General features: G+C 68.0%; 16 protein-coding genes. 12 read left to right on the top strand and 4 right to left on the bottom strand.

Annotation, left to right across the window (positions count from 1 at the left end; all coding sequences use genetic code 11):
- Positions 1–5 precede the first annotated feature (5 nt).
- Genes araG through DM992_RS25735 form a run of 3 tightly spaced genes read left to right on the top strand, consistent with a single transcriptional unit; the run spans position 6 to position 3,564 of the window.
- Positions 6–1,553 carry an L-arabinose ABC transporter ATP-binding protein AraG gene (gene araG, locus DM992_RS25745; RefSeq protein ID WP_111019198.1) on the top strand — a complete coding sequence of 516 codons (1,548 nt, stop codon included), beginning with the start codon at positions 6–8 and terminating at the stop codon, positions 1,551–1,553.
- Positions 1,554–1,584: 31 nt separating this feature from the next.
- Complete coding sequence (gene araH, locus DM992_RS25740; RefSeq protein ID WP_111019197.1) at positions 1,585–2,604, top strand: L-arabinose ABC transporter permease AraH; 1,020 nt, start codon at positions 1,585–1,587, stop codon at positions 2,602–2,604.
- Between the two features lie 57 nt (positions 2,605–2,661).
- Positions 2,662–3,564, top strand: a complete 903-nt coding sequence (locus DM992_RS25735) for an SMP-30/gluconolactonase/LRE family protein (protein WP_111019196.1) — start codon at positions 2,662–2,664, stop codon at positions 3,562–3,564.
- A gap of 72 nt (positions 3,565–3,636) precedes the next feature.
- Here DM992_RS25735 and DM992_RS25730 read toward each other — a convergent pair whose 3' ends face one another.
- Positions 3,637–4,536, bottom strand: a complete 900-nt coding sequence (locus DM992_RS25730) for an amidohydrolase family protein (RefSeq protein ID WP_111019195.1) — start codon at positions 4,534–4,536, stop codon at positions 3,637–3,639.
- A 170-nt stretch (positions 4,537–4,706) separates the two neighbouring features.
- Between DM992_RS25730 and DM992_RS25725 the strand changes: the two genes are divergently transcribed.
- The 7 genes from DM992_RS25725 (at position 4,707) to DM992_RS25695 (ending at position 14,171) form a co-directional block, all read left to right on the top strand.
- Positions 4,707–5,534, top strand: coding sequence for a p-hydroxycinnamoyl CoA hydratase/lyase (locus DM992_RS25725; protein WP_111019194.1), 828 nt, complete (start codon positions 4,707–4,709; stop codon positions 5,532–5,534).
- Positions 5,535–5,576: 42 nt separating this feature from the next.
- Positions 5,577–7,028 carry an aldehyde dehydrogenase gene (locus DM992_RS25720; RefSeq protein ID WP_111019193.1) on the top strand — a complete coding sequence of 484 codons (1,452 nt, stop codon included), beginning with the start codon at positions 5,577–5,579 and terminating at the stop codon, positions 7,026–7,028.
- Between the two features lie 91 nt (positions 7,029–7,119).
- Positions 7,120–9,018, top strand: coding sequence for a feruloyl-CoA synthase (locus DM992_RS25715; protein ID WP_111019192.1), 1,899 nt, complete (start codon positions 7,120–7,122; stop codon positions 9,016–9,018).
- Between the two features lie 209 nt (positions 9,019–9,227).
- Positions 9,228–9,722 (top strand): MarR family transcriptional regulator, encoded by a 495-nt coding sequence (locus DM992_RS25710; protein ID WP_034181557.1) that lies wholly within the window; start codon positions 9,228–9,230, stop codon positions 9,720–9,722.
- Positions 9,723–10,008: 286 nt separating this feature from the next.
- Complete coding sequence (gene mhpT, locus DM992_RS25705; RefSeq protein WP_111019191.1) at positions 10,009–11,214, top strand: 3-(3-hydroxy-phenyl)propionate transporter MhpT; 1,206 nt, start codon at positions 10,009–10,011, stop codon at positions 11,212–11,214.
- A 67-nt stretch (positions 11,215–11,281) separates the two neighbouring features.
- On the top strand, positions 11,282–12,421 hold the full coding sequence (locus DM992_RS25700; protein WP_111019190.1) for a porin: 1,140 nt from the start codon (positions 11,282–11,284) through the stop codon (positions 12,419–12,421).
- Between the two features lie 28 nt (positions 12,422–12,449).
- Positions 12,450–14,171, top strand: coding sequence for a tannase/feruloyl esterase family alpha/beta hydrolase (locus DM992_RS25695; RefSeq protein WP_111019189.1), 1,722 nt, complete (start codon positions 12,450–12,452; stop codon positions 14,169–14,171).
- 76 nt (positions 14,172–14,247) lie between these two features.
- Here DM992_RS25695 and DM992_RS25690 read toward each other — a convergent pair whose 3' ends face one another.
- Positions 14,248–14,724 carry an Lrp/AsnC family transcriptional regulator gene (locus DM992_RS25690; protein ID WP_111019188.1) on the bottom strand — a complete coding sequence of 159 codons (477 nt, stop codon included), beginning with the start codon at positions 14,722–14,724 and terminating at the stop codon, positions 14,248–14,250.
- Positions 14,725–14,904: 180 nt separating this feature from the next.
- On the opposite strand from DM992_RS25690, the gene DM992_RS25685 reads away from it, so the two are divergent.
- Positions 14,905–16,137 carry a diaminopropionate ammonia-lyase gene (locus DM992_RS25685; RefSeq protein WP_111019187.1) on the top strand — a complete coding sequence of 411 codons (1,233 nt, stop codon included), beginning with the start codon at positions 14,905–14,907 and terminating at the stop codon, positions 16,135–16,137.
- Positions 16,138–16,166: 29 nt separating this feature from the next.
- Positions 16,167–17,351, top strand: coding sequence for a M20 aminoacylase family protein (locus DM992_RS25680; protein WP_111019186.1), 1,185 nt, complete (start codon positions 16,167–16,169; stop codon positions 17,349–17,351).
- Positions 17,352–17,368: 17 nt separating this feature from the next.
- Here the strand turns inward: DM992_RS25680 and DM992_RS25675 are convergent, their stop codons facing one another.
- Together DM992_RS25675 and DM992_RS25670 are read right to left on the bottom strand one after the other, a co-directional pair.
- On the bottom strand, positions 17,369–18,727 hold the full coding sequence (locus tag DM992_RS25675) for an amino acid permease (protein ID WP_111019185.1): 1,359 nt from the start codon (positions 18,725–18,727) through the stop codon (positions 17,369–17,371).
- A 666-nt stretch (positions 18,728–19,393) separates the two neighbouring features.
- On the bottom strand, positions 19,394–20,752 hold the full coding sequence (locus DM992_RS25670) for an aspartate aminotransferase family protein (RefSeq protein WP_111019184.1): 1,359 nt from the start codon (positions 20,750–20,752) through the stop codon (positions 19,394–19,396).
- Positions 20,753–20,758: the final 6 nt, after the last annotated feature.

Below are 20,758 nucleotides of genomic sequence, written 5' to 3'. Positions count from 1 at the left end.
ACGCAATGACGACGCAGACGATGACGGCCGTGTCCCAAAGCGACGACGCTGAAGCCGGCGCGGCCGCCGGCCCGCTGCTTGCGCTCGACGGCATCACGGTGACGTTCCCGGGCGTGCGCGCGCTCGACGCCGTGTCGCTGTCGGTGCGTGCGGGCGAAGTGCACGGGCTGATGGGCGAGAACGGCGCGGGGAAATCGACGCTGCTGAAAGTGCTGTCCGGCGTGAACCAGCCGCAGTCCGGCACGCTGACGCTGAACGGCACGGTGCAGCGCTTCGCGTCGACGCGCGCCGCGCTCGAGGCCGGCATCGCGATCATCTACCAGGAGCTGCATCTGGTGCCCGAGCTGACGGTCGCCGAGAATCTGATGCTCGGGCAACTGCCGAGCCGGCTCGGCGTGGTCGACGAGCGCACGCTCGCCGCGCGCGCGCTCGATGCGCTGGAGCGGCTCGGCGAGCATATCGATCCGGGCATTCCGGTGAAGTATCTGTCGATCGGCCAGCGCCAGATGATCGAGATCGGCAAGGCGCTGATGCGCGACGCGCGCGTGATCGCGTTCGACGAACCGACGAGCTCGCTGTCCGCGCGCGAGACCACGCAACTGTTCCGGATCATCCGCGCGCTGCGCGCGGAAGGCCGCGCGATCATCTACGTCACGCACCGGATGGAGGAGGTCTACGAACTGTGCGACCGCGTGACCGTGTTTCGCGACGGCCGCCGGATCGACACGTTCGATTCGGTCGCCGATCTCGACCGCGACCGGCTGATCGGCTGCATGGTCGGCCGCTCGATCGAGGACGTGTATGGCTACCGGCCGCGCACGGCCGGCGACGTGCTGATCGAGGCGAAGGGGCTGGCGGGGCCCGGGCTGTCGGAGCCCGTGTCGTTCACCGCGCGGCGCGGCGAGATCGTCGGATTTTTCGGGCTCGTCGGTGCGGGCCGCTCGGAGCTGATGAAGCTGCTGTACGGCGCGGTGCGCCCGAGCGCCGGGCATGTCGAGCTGGGCGGGCGGCGCGTCGCGTTCGCCAGCCCGCGCGACGCGGTGCGCGCCGGCATCGCGCTTTGCCCGGAAGACCGCAAGCAGGAAGGCATCGTCGCGATCGCGTCGGTGGCCGACAACCTGAACATCAGCGCGCGCCGGCATTTCAGCCCGGCGCGCATGCTGCTCGACGCGCGGCGCGAGCGCGAGCTCGCGCAACGCTATATCGAGCGGCTCGCGATCAAGACCCGCGATGGCGATACGCCGATCGGCGCGCTGTCCGGCGGCAACCAGCAGAAGGTCGTGCTGGCGCGCTGGCTGGCCGAGCGCATCGACGTGTTCCTGATGGACGAGCCGACGCGCGGCATCGACGTCGGCGCGCGCGCGGAAATCTACAACCTGTTCTACGAACTCGCGGAAGCGGGCCGCACGGTGATCCTCGTGTCGAGCGATCTGGCCGAGGTGATCGGCGTGTCGGACCGGATCATCGTGATGAAGGAAGGACGGATCGCGGGCGAAGTGGAGAAGGCGCAGGCGACGCCCGATGCGCTGATCAAGCTCGCGCTGCCGCGCTAGCGGCTTGCTGTTCAACCGGAATGCAAAAGACATGAGCCAGGCAATGCAACCCCAACGTACTTCCCCGTCTCCCGATGCCGCTGCCGCGCCCATGAGGGCGCGCGGCGGCATGTGGCAGCTGATCAACCGCTCCGGCATCGTGATGGTGTTTCTCGTGCTGTTCGCGACGCTGTCGCTGACCGTGCCGGATTTCCTCACGCCGCGCAACATCCAGGGCCTGCTGTTGTCGGTCACGCTGATCGGCTCGATCTCGGTGACGATGATGTTCGTGCTCGCGCTCGGCGAGGTCGACCTGTCGGTCGCGTCGATCGTCGCGTTCTCGGGCGTCGTCGCGTCGACACTGATCACCGCGACGCACAGCGTGCTGTTCGGCATCGTGGCCGGCGTGCTCGCGGGCGGCGCGGTCGGGCTCGTGAACGGCGTGCTGATCGCGCGCTACCGGATCAACTCGCTGATCGTCACGCTCGCGATGATGGAAGTCGTGCGCGGGCTCGCGTTCATCACGTCGAGCGGCGACGCGGTGATGATCTCCGAGGAACGCTTCTTCGAACTCGGGTCCGGCTCGTTCCTCGGCATCTCGTATCCGATCTGGAGCAACATCATCGGCTTCGTCGTGTTCGGCTTCCTGCTGCGCAAGACGGTATTCGGCAAGAACGTGCTGGCCGTCGGCGGTAACGGCGAGGCCGCGCTGCTCGCGGGGCTACCGGTGATGCGCATCAAGATCACCGTGTTCGTGCTGCAGGGGCTCGTGACGGGCTTTGCCGGCGTGATGCTCGCGTCGCGGATGAGCCTCGGCGATCCGAAGACGTCGGTCGGCCTCGAACTCGGCGTGATCTCCGCGTGCGTGCTCGGCGGCGTGTCGCTGACGGGCGGCGTCGCGACGATTTCCGGCGTGCTGGTCGGCGTGCTGATCATGGGCTCCGTGCAGGATGCGATGAGCCTGCTGAACGTGCCGACCTTTTACCAATATCTGATACGCGGCGGAATTCTGTTGCTCGCGGTGCTGTTCGACCAGTATCGTCGCAATCAGCGGCGCGCGATGAAGATCTGACCGGCAGCGCGCCGCCCGCAACGCGACGGATAGTCGCGACAGATATCGGGAGACGGCATGCAACAGACTCATCCGGCCGCGTCGGCGACGCTGCTGGCCGACAGCCGCAATACGCTCGGCGAAGGCGCGACGTGGTGCGATGCGACACACACGCTGTACTGGACGGACATCGAAGGCGCGCGGCTTTGGCGATGCCGCGCGGACGGTTCGGACCTCGCGCACTGGCCGATGCCGGAGCGGCTCGCGTGTTTCGCGCTGACCGACGATCCGGACGTGCTGCTCGTCGGGCTCGCGACGCATCTCGCGTTCTTCGACCTGCGCAGCGGCGCGTTCACGCGGATCGTCGACGTCGAATCCGACCTGCCGACGCGGCTGAACGACGGCCGCTGCGATCCGTTCGGCGCGTTCGTGTTCGGGATGAAGGACGAAGGCGGCGAGCCGCCGCGCGCAGTTGGTGGTTTCTACCGGCTCAATGCCGACCTCACGCTCGAACGGCTCGCATTGCCGGCTGCGGCGATCGCGAACAGCATCGCGTTCTCGCCGGACGGCTCGAAGATGTATTTCTGCGATTCGCTGGTGCGCGAGATTTTCGTCTGCGATTACCGCGCGGGCGGCGACGTCGCGAACGTGCGGCCGTTCGCGCGCCTGACCGATGCAGACGGCGACCCGGACGGTTCGACGATCGATCGCGACGGCGGCCTGTGGAACGCGCAGTGGGGCGGCAGGCGCGTCGTGCGCTATGGGCTGGACGGTGTCGAGACGGAACGCGTCGACGTGCCGACCGCGCAGCCGAGCTGCGCGGCGCTCGATGGCGAAGGCCGCCTGTACGTGACGAGCGCGCGCGTCGGGCTGAGCGACGACGCGCTGGCAAGCGATGCGCATGCGGGCGGCGTGTTCGTCGCGCAGACGCGGCATGCGGGGCTGCCGACCGCGCGGTTCATGCCGAAGCGCGCAACCTGAGCGCCACGGCGCGGCCGGCGGATGCGGTGCTACATGACCGCGCCGCGATCGGCGCATTCGCCACTCGGCGCGTCACTCGCGCGGCGCGTCGAGCCCTAGCTCCAGCCCCAGCAACGCGACCGCGTTGTCCTTCAAAATCAGCGGGTGCACGTCGGGCCGGAACCCGGCGCCGTGGAAATCCTCCAGCCATCTATCCGGCCGTATCAGCGGAAAATCCGACGCGAACAGCACCTTGTGCCTGAGCAGCGTGTTCGCATACTTGACCAGCTCCGGCGAGAAGTACTTCGGCGACCATCCCGACAGATCGATGTAGACGTTCGGCTTGTGCAGCGCGATCGACAGCGCCTGCTCCTGCCACGGCCACGACGGGTGCGCGATCACGATCTTCATGTCCGGAAAGTCGGCCGCGACGTCGTCGAGGTGGATCGGTTCGGAGTACTTCAGACGCAGCCCGCCGCCGCCGCGCATGCCCGATCCCATCCCCGAATGGCCGCTGTGGAACACGGCCGGCAGCCCGTGTTCGGCGATCACCTCATAAATCGGATACGCGAGCCGGTCGTTTGGAAAGCACCCCTGCATCGTCGGGTGGAACTTGAAACCCTTCACGCCGTGTTCTTCGATCAGGCGGCGCGCCTCGCGCGCGCCGAAGCGGCCCTTGTGCGGGTCGATGCTCGCGAACGCGATCATGACGTCGGCGTTGTCCTGCGCGAATTGCGCGATCTCCTCGTTCGGAATGCGGCGCCGGCCGATGTTCGTCTCGCAGTCGACGGTGAACATCACGAAGCCGATGCGGCGCTCGCGGTAATACGCGATCGTCTCCGGAATCGTCGGCCGGCGGCCCTGCTTCAGCACCGTGCCGAAGTACTTGTCGGCCGCGTCGTCGAATGCCTTCGCGAACAGGTCGGGCGGCTGGCAGCACGACACTTCGGCATGCACGTGCGTGTCGATGGCGATCAGGTTGCGGATGTCCAAGCGTGTCTCCTCATGTCGTGAAGCGCAGGCGCCGCGCGGCGCGAAACCGCGCGTTAGTGCCCGTTTAGGGGTTTGTCCCGAGCCGCTTCCATTCTACTTTACATATCAGGCTACCTGATAGTAAATTGGCGTGGAGTCGCGTAGGGCGGCACGGTCATTGGAGAACGAAGATGAGTTACGAAGGTCGCTGGAAAACGGTGAAGGTCGTGGTCGAGGGCGGGATCGCGTGGGTCACGCTGAACCGTCCGGACAAGCGCAACGCGATGAGCCCGACGCTGAACACGGAGATGATCGACGTGCTGGAAACGGTCGAGCTCGACGCCGAAGCGCAGGTGCTCGTGCTGACCGGCGAGGGCGATGCATGGACGGCCGGGATGGACCTGAAGGAGTATTTCCGCGAAGTGGACGCGGGCCCGGAGATCCTGCAGGAAAAGATCCGCCGCGACGCGAGCCGCTGGCAGTGGCAACTGCTGCGCATGTATTCGAAGCCGACGATCGCGATGGTCAACGGCTGGTGCTTCGGCGGCGGCTTCTCGCCGCTCGTCGCGTGTGATCTCGCGATCGCGGCCGACGAAGCCGTGTTCGGCCTGTCGGAGATCAACTGGGGCATCCCGCCGGGCAACCTCGTCAGCAAGGCGATGGCGGACACGGTCGGGCATCGCGAGGCGCTGTACTACATCATGACCGGCGATACCTTCACCGGGCCGCAGGCCGCGAAGATGGGGCTCGTCAACAAGAGCGTGCCGCGTGCGCAACTGCGCGACGAAGTGCTTGCACTCGCCGCGAAGCTGCTGGACAAGAATCCGGTCGTGATCCGCAATGCGAAGCACGGCTTCAAGCGCTGCCGCGAACTGACGTGGGAGCAGAACGAGGACTACCTGTACGCGAAGCTCGACCAGGCGAACTATCGCGATCCGGAAGGCGGCCGCGAGCAGGGCCTCAAGCAGTTCCTCGACGACAAGAGCATCAAGCCGGGCCTGCAGGCGTACAAGCGCTGACGCGCGACGCGGTACGCAACCGGACTGAGCGGAGACAGCGAAATGCACGAAGTGACTTTGTTGATCGACGGCGTGTCGCGCGGCGCGTCGGATGGCGGCACGTTCGACCGGATCGATCCGGCGACGGGACAGGTGGCGTCGCGCGCCGCCGCGGCGACGCTCGCCGATGCGGACGCCGCGGTCGCGGCGGCCGCGCGCGCGTTCCCCGCGTGGGCGGCACTCGCGCCGACCGAGCGCCGCCGGCGGCTGCTCGCGGCGGCCGACCGGATGGACGCGCGCGCCGGCGAATTCATCGAGACCGGCCGTGCGGAAACCGGCGCGATGGCGAACTGGTACGGCTTCAACGTGATGCTCGCGGCGAACATGCTGCGCGAGGCCGCCGCGATGACGACGCAGATCGACGGCGCGGTGATTCCGTCCGACGTGCCGGGCAGCCTCGCGATGGCCGTGCGCCAGCCGTGCGGCGTCGTGCTCGGCATCGCGCCGTGGAACGCACCGGTGATCCTCGCGACCCGCGCGCTCGCGATGCCGCTCGCGTGCGGCAACACGGTCGTGCTGAAGGCGTCCGAAGGCTGCCCGGGCGTGCACCGGCTGATCGGCAGCGTGCTGCATGACGCGGGGCTCGGCGACGGCGTCGTCAATGTGATCACGCATGCGCCGCACGACGCACCCGCGATCGTCGAACGGCTGATCGCGAACCCGGCGGTGCGGCGCGTCAACTTCACCGGGTCGACGCGCGTCGGCCGGATCGTCGCGACGCTCGCCGCGCAGCACCTGAAGCCGGCGCTGCTCGAACTCGGCGGCAAGGCGCCGGTGCTCGTGCTCGACGACGCGGATCTCGATGCGGCGGTCGACGCGGTCGCGTTCGGCGCGTTCTTCAACCAGGGCCAGATCTGCATGTCGACCGAGCGCGTGATCGTCGACCGGAAAGTCGCCGATGCGTTCGTCGAGCGGCTCGTCGCGAAGGCGCGTACGCTGAAGGCCGGCAACCCGGCCGCACCGGGTGTCGTGCTCGGCACGCTGGAAAGCGCGGCGGCCGCGCAGCGCATCGCGACGCTGGTCGCCGACGCGCGCGCGCACGGCGCTGCGTTGCCGCTCGGCTGCGAAGTCGACGGCGCAGTGATGCAGCCGACGATCGTCGACGGCGTCACGCGCGACATGAAGCTCTATGCGGACGAATCGTTCGGGCCGGTCGTGACCGTGCAGCGCGTCGACGGCGACGAAGCGGCGCTGGCGGCCGCGAACGACAGCGAATACGGGCTGTCGGCCGCGGTGTTCAGCCGCGACATCGCACGCGCGATGCAGGTTGCGAAGCGGATCGAGTCGGGCATCTGCCATATCAACGGCCCGACCGTGCACGACGAGGCGCAGATGCCGTTCGGCGGCGTGAAGGCGAGCGGCTACGGCCGGTTCGGCAGCAAGGCGTCGATCGCCGAATTCACCGACCTGCGCTGGATCACCGTGCAGACCGCGCCGCGCCACTACCCGATCTGAGCGGGCCGCCGCGTCGCGGCAACGACAACGACACAATGAAGTTCCCGCCGCGCGTCGCGAACGCGCCGGCGGAACCGACTGGAGACAGACCTTGGATGCGGATCCGACCCAACTGCACGGCATCGCCGCCGCGCAGCCGGCCCCCGCCGGCTACCGCCCTGTCGCGATCGGCGCGGCGCCGCCCGACATCGCGCAACGCGACGGCTGCTGGACCCTGCGTGCATCGACCGCGCTCGGCGCGTATCCGCGCCGGCTGACCGACCGGCTCGTCAGCGGCGCGCAAGCGCACCCGGACCGCTGGCTCGTCGCGCGGCGCGGCCCCGACGGCGCGTGGATCGGAATCAGCTATGCGCAGATGCTCGAACGCGCACGCGCGATCGGCCAGGCGCTGCTCGATCGCGGGCTGTCGGCCGAGCGGCCGGTCGCGATCCTGTCCGGCAACGATCTCGAACACCTGCAGGTCGCGTTCGGCGCGCTGTGGGCCGGCATCCCGTATGCGCCGCTGTCGCCCGCGTATTCGCTCGTGTCGAGCGACTACGGCAAGCTCCGCCATGCGCTGGCGCTGCTGACGCCGGGGCTCGTGTTTGCCGCGGACGGCGATGCGTTCCGCGCTGCACTCGATGCGACGGTGCCGCCCGACGTCGAGCGCGTGGTCGTGTCGGCGGCGGACGGGATGCGCGGCGTCACGCGCCTCGCGTCGCTGCTCGACACCGTGCCGGGCAGCGTCGACGCCGCGCACGATGCGATCACGGGCGATACGATCGCGAAATTTCTCTTCACGTCCGGTTCGACGCGGCTGCCGAAGGCGGTGCCGACCACGCACCGGATGCTGTGCAGCAACCAGCAGATGCTGCTCGAAACGTTTCCGCAATTCGGCATCGAGCCGCCGGTGCTGGTCGACTGGCTGCCGTGGAACCACACGTTCGGCGGTAGCCACAACGTGGGGATTGCGCTGTACAACGGCGGCACGCTGTATATCGACGACGGCAAGCCGGTCGCCGGCAAGTTCGACGAGACGCTGCGCAACCTGCGCGAGATCGCGCCGACGGTGTACTTCAACGTGCCGAAAGGCTGGGAGGAGCTGACCGCCGCGCTCGAAACGGACGCGGCGCTGCGCGCGACCTTCTTCTCGCGCGTGAAGATGTATTTCTTCGCGGGCGCGGGGCTGTCGCAGGCCGCGTGGGACCGGCTCGAGCGCGTGACGCTCGCGCACTGCGGCGAGCGGATCCGGATCATGGCCGGCCTCGGGATGACCGAGGCCGCGCCGTCGTGCATGTTCACCACCGGGCCGATGTCGGGCGCCGGCTACATCGGCCTGCCCGCGCCCGGCTGCGATGCGAAGCTGGTGCCGGTCGACGGCAAGCTCGAGGCGCGCTTTCGCGGGCCGAACGTGATGGCTGGCTACTGGCGCGCGGGCCGCGACGACGCGCGCGAGGTGTTCGACGACGAAGGCTATTACCGCAGCGGCGACGCGGTGCGTTTCGTCGACCCGCAGCGTCCGGAGATCGGGCTGATGTTCGACGGCCGCATCGCCGAGGATTTCAAGCTGTCGACGGGGACCTTCGTGAGCGTCGGGCCGATGCGCGCGCGGATCGTGTCGAACGGCGCGCCGTATGTGCAGGACGCGGTCGTGACCGGAATGAACCGCGACGACGTCGGCGCGATGATCTTTCCGCGCATCGACGATTGCCGCCGCCTCGCGGGTGCGGGGCCGGCCGCCGACGTGCGCGACGTGCTGCAGGCGCCGGCCGTGCGCGCGTTTTTTGCGGACCTGCTGGAGCGGCTGAACCGCGACGCGACCGGCAGCGCGACGTTCATCACGCGGCTGTACCTGCTCGACACGCCGCCGTCGCTCGATCTCGGCGAAATCACCGACAAGGGTTCGATCAACCAGCGGGCGGTGCTGACGCAACGCGCGGCAGTGATCGAAGCGATGTATGCGCGCGACGCGGCAGATGCGGGCGTGATCGTTGCCGGCGCGGCGCGCTGATGTCGAGCGTCGCGCCGCACTGCCATGCGGCGGCGGTGCGGCTCGCTCCTGGGCGATCAGCGGGTAAGCCACGATCGAAACCGCCGAATCGGGTCTGTGTTGCATACAGTGCGCCGATCGCCGATCGCCGAGATGCGGGCGACGCGAGCGTGTCCGCCATGCGGGCCGCGTGAGGTAAGATGGCCCGCGATCTTCCTCCCGACACCTTCATGAGTTCGACACCCGTCAAACCGGCCGGCGCGAAACGCGCTGCCCGTGCCACCGAGGCCAAACCGCCCATGCGTGCCCAGCAGCGGCTGACCTACCTGATCGGCAATCTCGATCGGCTGCTGCGCCGCCAGATGAGCGATGCGCTCGCACCGCTCGGCGTGACGCTCGCGCAATACACGGCGCTGTCGGTGCTCGAGGCGCGCGGCGCGTTGTCCAATGCGCAGCTCGCGGTGCGCTCGTTCATCACGCCGCAATCCGCGAACGAGGTGATGGTCGCGATGGCGGCCCGCGGCTTCGTCACGCGTGAGGCCGATCCGAATCATGGCCGCGTGATCCTGCTGCGCCTGACCGACGAAGGTTCGGCGATCCTGCGCGAATGCGAACGGGTGCTGCGGCCGCTCGAGCGCCGGATGCTCGGCGACGACCTGACCGCCGCCGACGCCGCGCAGGTCCAGCGTACGCTCGAGCTGTTCGTGCGCAACCTGCGCGACTGAGCCGCGCTTTCGCTTCATTCGTCGCGCCGCACGTCCTTGCCTGGCCGGCTTCCGCGCGCGTTGCGGGTTAACACCGGCGCATCACACACTTGAAATATCAGGTTACCTGTTATTAAATCATTCCGTCCTTCGATGGGATGACGGTCCGCTCGACCGGCTGGTCGCGCGGATTTTATTTCGGACAATGAATCAGGCTACCTGATAATGTCTGATGCATGGTCCGATCACGACAAAGACGCCGCGCATGCGTTTCGGCATGACGCGCAGTACAAGGTTTGGAGACGACATGGACACTTCCGTTGCCGAGAGGCCGGCCGTCGCGACGACGCTCGGTCTGTGTTTTGCGATCGCGCTGCTCGAGGGGCTCGACCTGCAGTCGGTCGGCGTCGCCGCGCCGCGCATGGCTCACGAGTTCGGGCTCACGGTTTCGCAGATGGGGCTCGCGTTCAGCGCAGGCACGTTCGGCCTGCTGCCGGGCGCGATGCTCGGCGGATGGCTCGCCGACCGGATCGGCCGCAAGCACGTGTTGATCGCGTCGGTCTGCCTGTTCGGGCTGCTGTCGATCGCGACCGCGCACGTGTCGAGCTTCGCGATGCTGGTCGTCGTGCGCGCGCTGACCGGCCTCGGCCTCGGCGGCGCGATGCCGAACCTGATCGCGCTGTCGTCCGAAGCGGCCGACGCGCGCTCGCGCAGCAGCGCGGTCGCCGTGATGTACTGCGGCATTCCGTTCGGCGGCGTGATCGCGTCGCTGATCGGCGTGCTGCTGGCCGGCGACACCGAATGGCGGCACATCTTCTACGTCGGCGGCGTCGGGCCGCTGCTGCTCGCCCCGCTGCTGCTTGCGCTGCTGCCGGAATCGCGCGCGTTCCTCGACGTCAGCGCATCGGGCGCCGCGCGCCCGAGCGTCGCGCACACGCTGTTCGGCGGCGCACGCACGGGCACCACGCTTGCGCTCTGGCTCAGCTACTTCTGCACGCTGATCGTGCTGTATTTCCTGCTGAACTGGCTGCCGTCGCTGATGGCGGCGAAGGGGCTCGCGCGCAGCCAGGCCGGGATCGTGCAGATCTTCTTCAACATCGGCAGCGGCCTCGGCGTGCTCGGCATCGGCATGTCGATGGACCGGATGCGGCCGTCGCGGGTCGTCGGCGGCATGTACGCGGGAATCGTGCTGTCGCTCGCCGCGCTCGCGATCGCGCCCGGGCTCGTATGGCTGTCCGCCGCGGCGTTCGCGGCCGGGATGTTCGTCGTCGGCGGCCAGTCGGTGCTGTATGCGCTGGCCGCGATGTACTACCCGACCGCGATGCGCGGCACCGGCGTCGGCTCCGCGGTCGCGGTGGGCCGGCTCGGCTCCGTGGTCGGCCCGCTCGCGGCCGCCGAGCTGCTCGCGATGGGCCGCAGCGCGTCGGTCGTGATCGGCGCGAGCATCCCCGTCACGCTGGTCGCCGCCGTCGCGGCGCTGGTGCTGATCCGGCGGCCGCAGGCACACGACTGAGTTTGTTTACTTTCACCCACGAGCGCCGGCAGAGCGCGATATCGACGCAGGTCTGGAGACACCAACCATGAAGCACACCAAAGCCTTGCTGGCAGCCGGCGCATGCGCGCTGGCCGCGACCGGCGCGCACGCGCAATCGAGCGTGACGCTGTACGGGATCATCGACACCGGCGTCGAATTCGTGTCGCACGCGAACGCGGCCGGCGACCACGTGGTACGGATGCCGGGCGTGACCGGCGAGATGCCGTCGCGCTGGGGCCTGCGCGGCAGCGAGGATCTCGGCGGCGGCTACCAGGCCGTGTTCGTGCTCGAAAGCGGCTTCAACGTGCGCGGCGGCGATCTCGGCCAGGGCGGGCGGCTGTTCGGCCGGCAGGCGTTCGTCGGGCTGAAGGGCGGCTTCGGCACGCTCGCGTTCGGCCGCCAGTACACGATGACCTACCTCGCGCTGCAGGGCGCGGACATCATCGGCCCCGACATCTACGGGCTCGGCTCGTTCGACGCGTACGTGCCGAACGGCCGCGCCGACAACGCGGTGACCTACCTCGGCACGTATCGCGGCGTGACGCTCGGCGCCGCCTATTCGTTCGGCCGCGACGGCGCGGGCACCGGCAATTCGCCGGGGCAGGGCACGTGCGCCGGGCAGGTGCCGGGCCACGCGGTCGAATGCCGCAACTGGTCGGCGATGCTCAAGTACGACAGCGCGTATTTCGGCGCGGCGGCGTCGTACGAGGAGCAGCGCGGCGGCACCGGCGCCGCCGCGAACTTCTTCGACGGCGTCGCGCCGGTCGCCTTCACGAGCAGCGCGGGCAAGGACGCGCGCGTGCACGTGAGCGCGTATGCGCAGGCGGCGGGCGCGCGGATCGGCGCGGGCTGGATCGGGCGGCGCGTGTCGACCGGTTCGCCGGCCGCGCCCGGCGCGCATTCGGACCTGTTCTTCCTCGGTGCGTCATATGCGGTCAAGCCGGACTTCATCGTCGACGGCGAAGGCTACCGGATCGTCAACAGCGCGCACGACACGCGCGCGACGATGGCGACGCTGCGCGCGACCTACCTGCTGACGAAGCGCACGTCGGTATACGCGCAAAGCTCGTATCTGTGGAACAGCGCGCATGCACGCTACGCGGTCAGCGGCGGCGGCCCCGGCACGACGCCCGGCGCGGGGATGGGGCAGCTCGGCGCGATGGTCGGCGTCAAGCACATGTTCTGATCCGGCAACCTGACGAACGGGAGGTATCTTGAACAGAAAATCTGCATTCCTCTGCATTGCACCGATCTCCGCGGCGATGCTCGCCGGTTGCGGCGGCGACGATTCGGTCAACGCCGTGCCCACGCACCTGAGCGCCGCGACGCCGGCCGCGATGGCTCAGACTTGCGACGCGCTCGCGGCGAAGCTCGCGTATGCGAATACGTCGTTCACGTCGGTTGCGACCGCGGCCGCCGGAGCGCTGACGGTGGCCGGCAAGCCGATCGCCGAGCACTGCGTGATCGAAGGGAAGATGAACGAGCGCGTGAGCGCCGTCGACGGCAACACCTATGCGATCGGCTTCGAGATGCGCTTGCCGAAGGCGTGGAACGGCCGCTTCTTCTACCAGGCGAACGGCGGGCTCGACGGCAATGTCGTGACCGCGACCGGAGAGATCGGCGGTGGCGGGCCGCTGACCGATGCGCTGAACCAGGGCTTCGCGGTGATCAGCTCGGATGCCGGGCACAGCGGCGCGCAGAACCCGCTGTTCGGCCTCGATCCGCAGGCACGGATCGACTACGGCTATGGCGCCGTCGATGCGCTGACGCCGATGGCCAAGCAGGTGATCCGTCTCGCCTACGGGAAGGCACCCGACCGCAGCTACTTCGGCGGCTGCTCGAACGGCGGCCGTCACGCGATGGTCACGGCGGTGCGCAACCCGGCCGACTACGACGGCATCATCGCCGGCGATCCGGGTTTCCATTTGCCGAAGGCGGCGATCGGCGAGATGTACGGCGCGCAGCAGTTCGCGAAGATCGCGTCGGCGACCGGATCGAACGGGCTGCCGGATATTCGCAGCGGCTTCACCGACGCGGAGCGCCGGTTCGTCGGCGCGAAGATCCTCGACAAATGCGATGCGCTCGACGGCGCGGCCGACGGGATGGTGCAGGACGTCGCCGCCTGCCAGGCGCACTTCAGCGTCGAGACGGACGTCCCGACCTGCGCGAACGGCACGCGCACGGGCGCATGCCTGACGACCGCACAGAAAACCGCGCTCGAGAACGTGTTCGCGGGTGCGCGCAACAGTGCGGGCACGGCGCTTTATGCGAGCTTTCCGTACGATCCGGGCGTGGCCGGCGGCGGCTGGGCTGCGTGGAAGCAATCGAATTCCATCACGCTCGATCCGGTCGCGATGGCGTTCACGTTCATGTCGCCGCCGAAAAGCACCGCGACGCTCGCGAACCTGCCCGGCTTCGCGCTCGGCTTCGACATGGACAACGACGCGCCGGCGATCTTCGCGACGAGCGGCGTGTACACGCAATCCGCGTGGTCGTTCATGACGCCGCCCGACGAGACGAACCTGTCCGCGCTGAAGTCGCGCGGCGCGAAGCTGCTCGTCTATCACGGCACGGGCGACCCGGTGTTCTCGTCCAACGACACGAGCGACTGGTACCAGCGGGTCGCGCAGGCGAACGGCGGCGATGCGTCGAGCTTCGCGCGCTTCTATCCGGTGCCGGGGATGAACCACTGTGCGGGCGGGCCGGCGGCCGACCAGTTCGACATGCTGACGCCGCTCGTCGCGTGGGTCGAGCAGGGGCAGGCGCCCGCCGCGATCGTGGCCGCCGCGCGCGATGCGACGAACGCGGTACCGAACGCGGACGTGCCGGCGTCGTGGGGCACGGGGCGTACGCGCCCGCTGTGCCCGTATCCGCAGGTGGCGCGCTACAACGGCTCGGGCGACGTGAATTCGGCGGCGAGCTTCAGTTGTCGCTGACGTAGCCGTGGATGGGATGCGGCCGGCGCGTGCAGTCGCGCGCCGGCCGCTTCATGGCCGTACCCCACAGCCGCACTCACTCGCCGGTCTCGACCGGCACCTCGAGCCCGACCTTCACGCGGCTCATGCTCACCAGCGTCTTGAACCGCTTCACGTTGTTGTTCGCGAAGAACAGCTCGCGCGTGAGCGCGTTGTACTGATCCATGTTGCGCACGGCGAGGATCAGCACGAAATCCCATTCCCCCGTCACGTAATAGCACTGCTGGATCTGCGGGCACCGCTCGAAGGTCCGCTTCATCGCGTCGAGCTGGTCGATCTGCTCGCTCTCGACCTCGACGTTCACGACGATCGTCAGCGGATGATCGACCTTCTCCGGCGCGACGATGGCCGTATAGCGCTCGATCACGCCGTCTTCCGCGAGACGCTTCAAACGCCGGTTCACCGCCGCCGTCGACAGATTCACGCGTGCGCCGAGTTCGCTTTGCGGCGTCTGCGCGTCGCGCTGCACTTCCATCAACAGCTTGCGATCGAACGCATCGAGTGGGGTCGTCATGATGGTGCGTGAAACCTCGAAAGAACGAGAAATTTTTGCATCCAGGCAACCGATTTGGCGATTTTGTTGACCGACATGCGCAATATTATTTTTCGAACCGACGGCGAACGCAACCCGCGCTTGCCCGATCCGACCCACCCGACGGACCGCCGGCGCGGTCCTGTTCCGGAGCCTTTCGCCATGCTGATCGCCAACCCCCGCGCGTCGCGCGCCGCCTATCCCGACGCGCTGCGCCGCGTGATGAACATCGCGTCGGCCGACGAAAGCGGCGCGTGGCTGTCGCACTGGCCGCTCGTCGGCAACGCGCGCACGCCGCTGCGCGCGCTGCCGGACCTCGCCGCGCGGCTCGGCATCGCGAGCGTCAGCGTGAAGGACGAGTCGTGCCGCTCGCCGCTCGGCAGCTTCAAGGCGCTCGGCGCGCCGATCGCGCTGATTCGGCTCGTGAGGCGCCTGCGGCGCACCGACGATCTCGATCCGCAAGGGCTGGTCACCGGCCGCTACGCAGCGCAGCTGGCCGACCTGACGGTGATCAGCGCGACCGACGGCAATCACGGCCGTGCGCTGGCCGCCGCCGCGCGCGCGATCGGCTGCGGCTGCGTGATCGTGCTGCACGCGAATGTCGACGCCGAGCGCGAACGCGCGATCTCGGCGTACGGCGCGCGGATCGTGCGCATCGCGGGGAACTACGACGAATCGGTCGTATGCGCGGCGCAGCTTGCGCAGGCGAACGGCTGGTACGTCGTGTCGGATACGTCGTACGACGGCTACGAAGCGATTCCGCGCGACGTGATGCAGGGTTATGGCGTGATCGCCGCAGAGGCCGCCGCGCAGGCGGCGCAGGACGACGGGCGGCCGTTCACGCACGTGGTGCTGCAGGGCGGCGTGGGCGGCCTCGCCGCGGGCGTGGCGAGTTACCTGTGGGAGCGCGATGGCGCGCGGCGACCGCATTTCATCGTCGTCGAGCCGCGCCAGGCCGACTGCCTGTACCAGAGCGCGCTCTCGGGGCGCGCGGCGAAGGCGACCGGCAGCGTCGATTCGGTGATGGCCGGGCTCGCGTGCGGCGAGGCGTCGCCGCTCGCATGGGATTTCCTCGAGATGTGCATCGACCACTTCATGCTGATCGACGATGAAGATGCCGTGCACGCGATGCGCGGCCTCGCAGCCGGCAGCGAACGCGATGTGCCGCTCGTCGCCGGCGAATCGGGCGCGGCCGGCATTGCGGGGCTGGAGGCGCTGATGCGCGACCCTGCGCTCGCGCGGCAGGCGGGGCTCGACGCAAGCTCGCGCGTGCTGGCGATCAATACGGAAGGCGCGACGGCGCCGTCCGTGTACCGGCGCTGCGTCGGCGACGCGGCCGACGCCGTGCTCGCGCGGCAGCGCGACTGGCTGAGCCGCGCGGCGGTAGCGGCCTGAACGACCAAACGACCGACGAGGCAAGCGCAATGGACACGATGGACGCAATCGAAGAAAGCACGCTGCAGGGGCAACTGAAGACCTGGCGCCGGCATCTGCACCAGCATCCGGAGACGGGTTTCGAAGAGGTGAACACGTCGGACTACGTTGCGCGCATCCTGACGACGCTCGGGCTCGACGTGCATCGCGGCATCGGCGGCACGGGGCTCGTCGCGAACCTGACGGCCGGCACCGGCACGCGCGCGATCGGCATCCGCGCGGACATGGACGCGCTGAACATCGCCGAGCATGCGCCGGGCCGCGAACACGCGTCGCGCACGCCCGGCAAGATGCATGCGTGCGGGCACGACGGCCACATGTCGATGGTGCTCGGCGCGGCGCAGCTGCTGGCCGAGCGGAAGGGCTTCGACGGCACGGTGCGCTTCATCTTCCAGCCGGCCGAGGAGCATGGCCGCGGCGCGAAGGCGATGATGGCAGACGGGCTGTTCGAGCGCTTTCCGGTCGACGCGATCTTCGGCGCGCACAACATGCCGGGCATGCGCGCGGGCACGTTCTCGACGCGCGCGGGCGGCATCATGGCGAGCGAGGACAATTTCGTGATCCGGATCGACGGGCGCGGCACGCATGCGGCGCGCCCGCACATGGGCATCGATCCGATCGTGATCGGCGCGCAGATCGTGCTCGCGCTGCAGACGATCGTGTCGCGCAATCTCGATCCGGGCCAGCAGGCCGTGATCTCGTGCACGGAGTTCATCACCGACGGGCTGCGCAACGTGCTGCCGTCGACCGTGACGATCAAGGGCGACACGCGCAGTTATTCGCGCGACGTGCAGGCGCGGCTGGAAACGAGGATGCGCGAGATCAGCGAAGGGATCTGCCGCACGCATGGCGCGACCTGCACGTTCGACTACACGCACGAGTTCGTGCCGACGGTGAATTCTCCGGAGTGGGTCGACACGGCCGTGCAGGCCGCCGCGCATATCGCAGGCACCGGCGCGGTGAACGCCGACGTGCAGCCGATGATGATCTCCGAGGATTTCGGCGCGTTCCTGCAGGCCGTGCCCGGCAATTTCGTGTTCATCGGCAACGGCGACACGGCCGATCGAGGCGGCGTGCCGCTGCATAACGCGACGTACGATTTCAACGACGAGATCCTGCCGGTCGGCGCACGTTATTTTGCGGAGGTGGCGCGGCGGGCGTTGAGGCCCCGGTGATACGCACCCGGTGGCAGTCAGGCGCGCTGGCGCTCACTTCGCCGTGCCGGGCTCGCATTCGGCGACGCCGCGGATTCGAGCTTCAGCCCATAGTAGAAGGCGACCAGCAGCGCGAGCCACGCCGGGCCGACGAGCAGTGCGACGCGCGTATCGGGGAAGTACGCCATCAAGCCGATCACGAATGCGAGGAACGCCAGCGCAAACCACGAACCGTAAGGCCAGAACGGCATGCGAAAGCCGAGCGTGCGCTGTTCGCTCGGTGCGAGGGACTGGCGGAATTTCATCTGCGTAACGAGGATCACGCCCCAGGTCCAGATCGCGCCGAACGTGGAGATGGACGTGACCCAGACGAAGACCTTCTCGGGAACGAGGTAGTTCAGCAGCACGCCGGCCAGCAAGGCGGCCGCCGAGACGAGAATCGCCCGGCGCGGCACGCCGCCGGCGGTCGTTACGCCGAACGCGCGCGGTGCGTGACCCTGTTGCGCAAGGCTGTACAGCATGCGGCCGGTACTGAAGATGCCGCCATTGCACGACGAAAGCGCGGCAGTCAGCACGACGAAGTTGATGATCCCGGCGGCGGTCTTGATGCCGAGCCGCTCGAACGTCATCACGAACGGGCTGCCTTGCGTGCCGATCTCGTTCCACGGGTAGATCGACAGAATGACGAACAGCGCGCCGCCGTAGAAGATCATGATGCGCCAGAACACGGAGTTGATCGCGTTCGGAATGGACTTTTGCGGATTGGCTGCTTCGCCTGCCGTCAAGCCGATCATTTCGACGCCGAGGTACGCAAACATGACCATTTGCATCGACATCATGACGCCCTGCATGCCGTTCGGGAGAAAGCCGCCATTCGCCCACAGGTTCGAGATGCCGGTCGGCACGCCATGATTGCCGTAGCCGAACACGATCATGCCGAGACCGACTGCGATCATCACGACGATCGTCACGACCTTGATCAGCGCGAACCAGAATTCGAGTTCGCCGTATGCCTTGACCGTCAATAAATTGACGGAGCCCATCATGCCCAGTGCGGCGAGCGCCCAGATCCAGCGCGGCACGTCGGGAAACCAGATACCCATGTAGATGCCGACCGCGGTGATTTCCGCGATGCACGTGACCAGCCAGAGGAACCAGTAGTTCCATCCGGTGAGGTAGCCGGCGAGCGGGCCGAGATAATTGCGCGCGTAGCGGCTGAACGATCCGGCAACGGGCTCGTGCACGGCCATTTCACCCAGCGCGCGCATGATGACGAAGATGACCGCGCCGCCGATGATGTAGGAAAGAATGATGGCGGGCCCCGCCATTTTGATTGCGTTGGCCGAGCCGAGAAACAGTCCGACGCCGATAGCGGCGCCGAGTGCCATCAGGCGCATCTGCCGTTGTCCGAGACCTCGATGTAGATCCGATTCGTTTTGCTGCGTCAGGACACTCTCTTTGAATTTGAACGAAAGGAAAAGGGACGCGACGGGTTCGCGAGCGCGGAACGACTCTGCCGGGTTCGCGCTGCCGGGTTCGCGCGCGATCGAGACGACCGTGGTCAGCCGTGCCGGTCGCTTTCGGCGCGAGGCCGGGCAGGCGCGATGGTCGGGTGAGCTGTCGGTTAACGATGAAACGGATGAAACGCGCACGCGAGTCGGCACGCGGCGCGAATTTGAAATATGGAGTGCGAATGAATGGAAAGGATCGGGTGTTGCATCGAGCTGCGTCTCCGTCGAATAGGAAAATCGGCTCTCGGATGGAGCCTTGTGTCAACGGCTATGCTAGCGACGGAGGTTGAGTTGTTGTTATCGAAAAAATGACGATTTCAGGAAAAAATACTGGCGTCCGGCATTCATGAACAAGATATGAATGTCGATAAGTCGATATTCCAGTTGTTTGCAGGGCGGGCATGCAGCCCCGCCGTCATAGTTCGGCCGACCGTTGCCCCGGTGCATGCCGAGAGCATGCCCGGTACGCAGGTCGATCCGACGGATCTACCGAAGTAGTCTTGCGAGCATGCGTCCGGCTCGCGCGTGCCGGCGAGCCGGACGCGCGTCACGTCACACCAGTTCGCCCAGGCACGCGTCGAACTGCGCGACGAGTGTGTCGACGTCGTCGCTCGTCGTCTGCGGGCACACGAGCATCATGTTGTGGAACGGCGTGATCAGCACGCCTCGGTTCAGCAGGTACAGGTGCACGATGTGTTCGAGCTCGCTGTCGAGTTGCGCGCCGGCAAGCGTGCCGTTGCGCGGCGGCTCGGGTGCGAACTGGAATTCGGTGCGCGCGCCGATGCGCGTCACGCACCACGGCAGCCCGTGTTTCGCGATCGCCTGTTCGAGCCCGGCGGCCAGCCGCGCGGCGAGTTCGAACATGTGCGCATACGCGGCGTCGGTCGCGACTTCGGCCAGCGTCGCGCGCATCGCATGCATTGCGAGCATGTTCGCGGTGAGCGTCGTGCCGATGCCCGAATGGCCGGGCGGCGCGTTCAGCTTCGCCTGCTTCGCGCGTTCCGCGAATTCGGCGCTGAAACCGTATACCGCGCACGGCACGCCGCCCGCGATCGGTTTGCCGACCACCAGCATGTCCGGTTCGAGATCGTGCGCGACCGCGTAGCCGCCCGGGCCGCTGCTGATCGTGTGCGTCTCGTCGATCACGAGCAGCGTGCCGTAGCGGCGCGTCAGTTCGCGCGCCGCATCCCAGAAGCCCGGCTCGGGCAGCACCATGCCGATGTTCGTCATCGCGGGCTCGGCGAGCACGCATGCGACGTCGCCGTCCTTCAGCGCCGCTTCGAGCGCGTCCAGATCGTTGAATTCGACGACGCGCGTGTTCGCGAGCAGGTCGTACGACTGCCCGAGCAGGCTGTCGCGCTGCACGGGGCGGCCGTCGACGAGATCGACGAACACGTCGTCGACCGTGCCGTGATAGCAGCCGTTGAACACGACGATCGTGTTGCGGCCGGTGGCCGCGCGCGCCCAGCGCAGCACGAAGCGGTTCGCGTCGCTCGCGCTCAGCGCGAACTGCCAGACCGGCAGCCGGAAGCGGCGCGCGAGCTCGCGCGACACCCACGCGGCGTCCTCGCTCGGCAGCATCGTCGTGTAGCCGCGCGCGGCCTGCTCGACGAGCGCGCGTGCGACGGGTTCGGGCGCATGGCCGAACATCGCGCCCGTATCGCCGAGGCAGAAATCCACATAGCGATGGCCGTCGACGTCGGTGAAGGTTGCGCCGCGCGCTTCCTTCACATACAGCGAGAACGGCGTCGACCAGTCCTGCATCCAGTGCAACGGCACGCCGAACAGCAGGTGCTCGGACGCTTCCGCGGACAGTGCGCGGGACGCCGGCATGGCTTCGGTGAACGCACGGCGCTCGTGATCGAACAGCGCGCGGGCGCGGATAAGGTCGACTCCATGGCGGGAAGGCAAGTGGGA

The organism is Burkholderia sp. JP2-270 (assembly GCF_003233675.1).
Classification (GTDB): Bacteria; Pseudomonadota; Gammaproteobacteria; order Burkholderiales; family Burkholderiaceae; genus Burkholderia; species Burkholderia pyrrocinia_C.
This window is presented reverse-complemented; position numbering and strand designations above follow the sequence as displayed.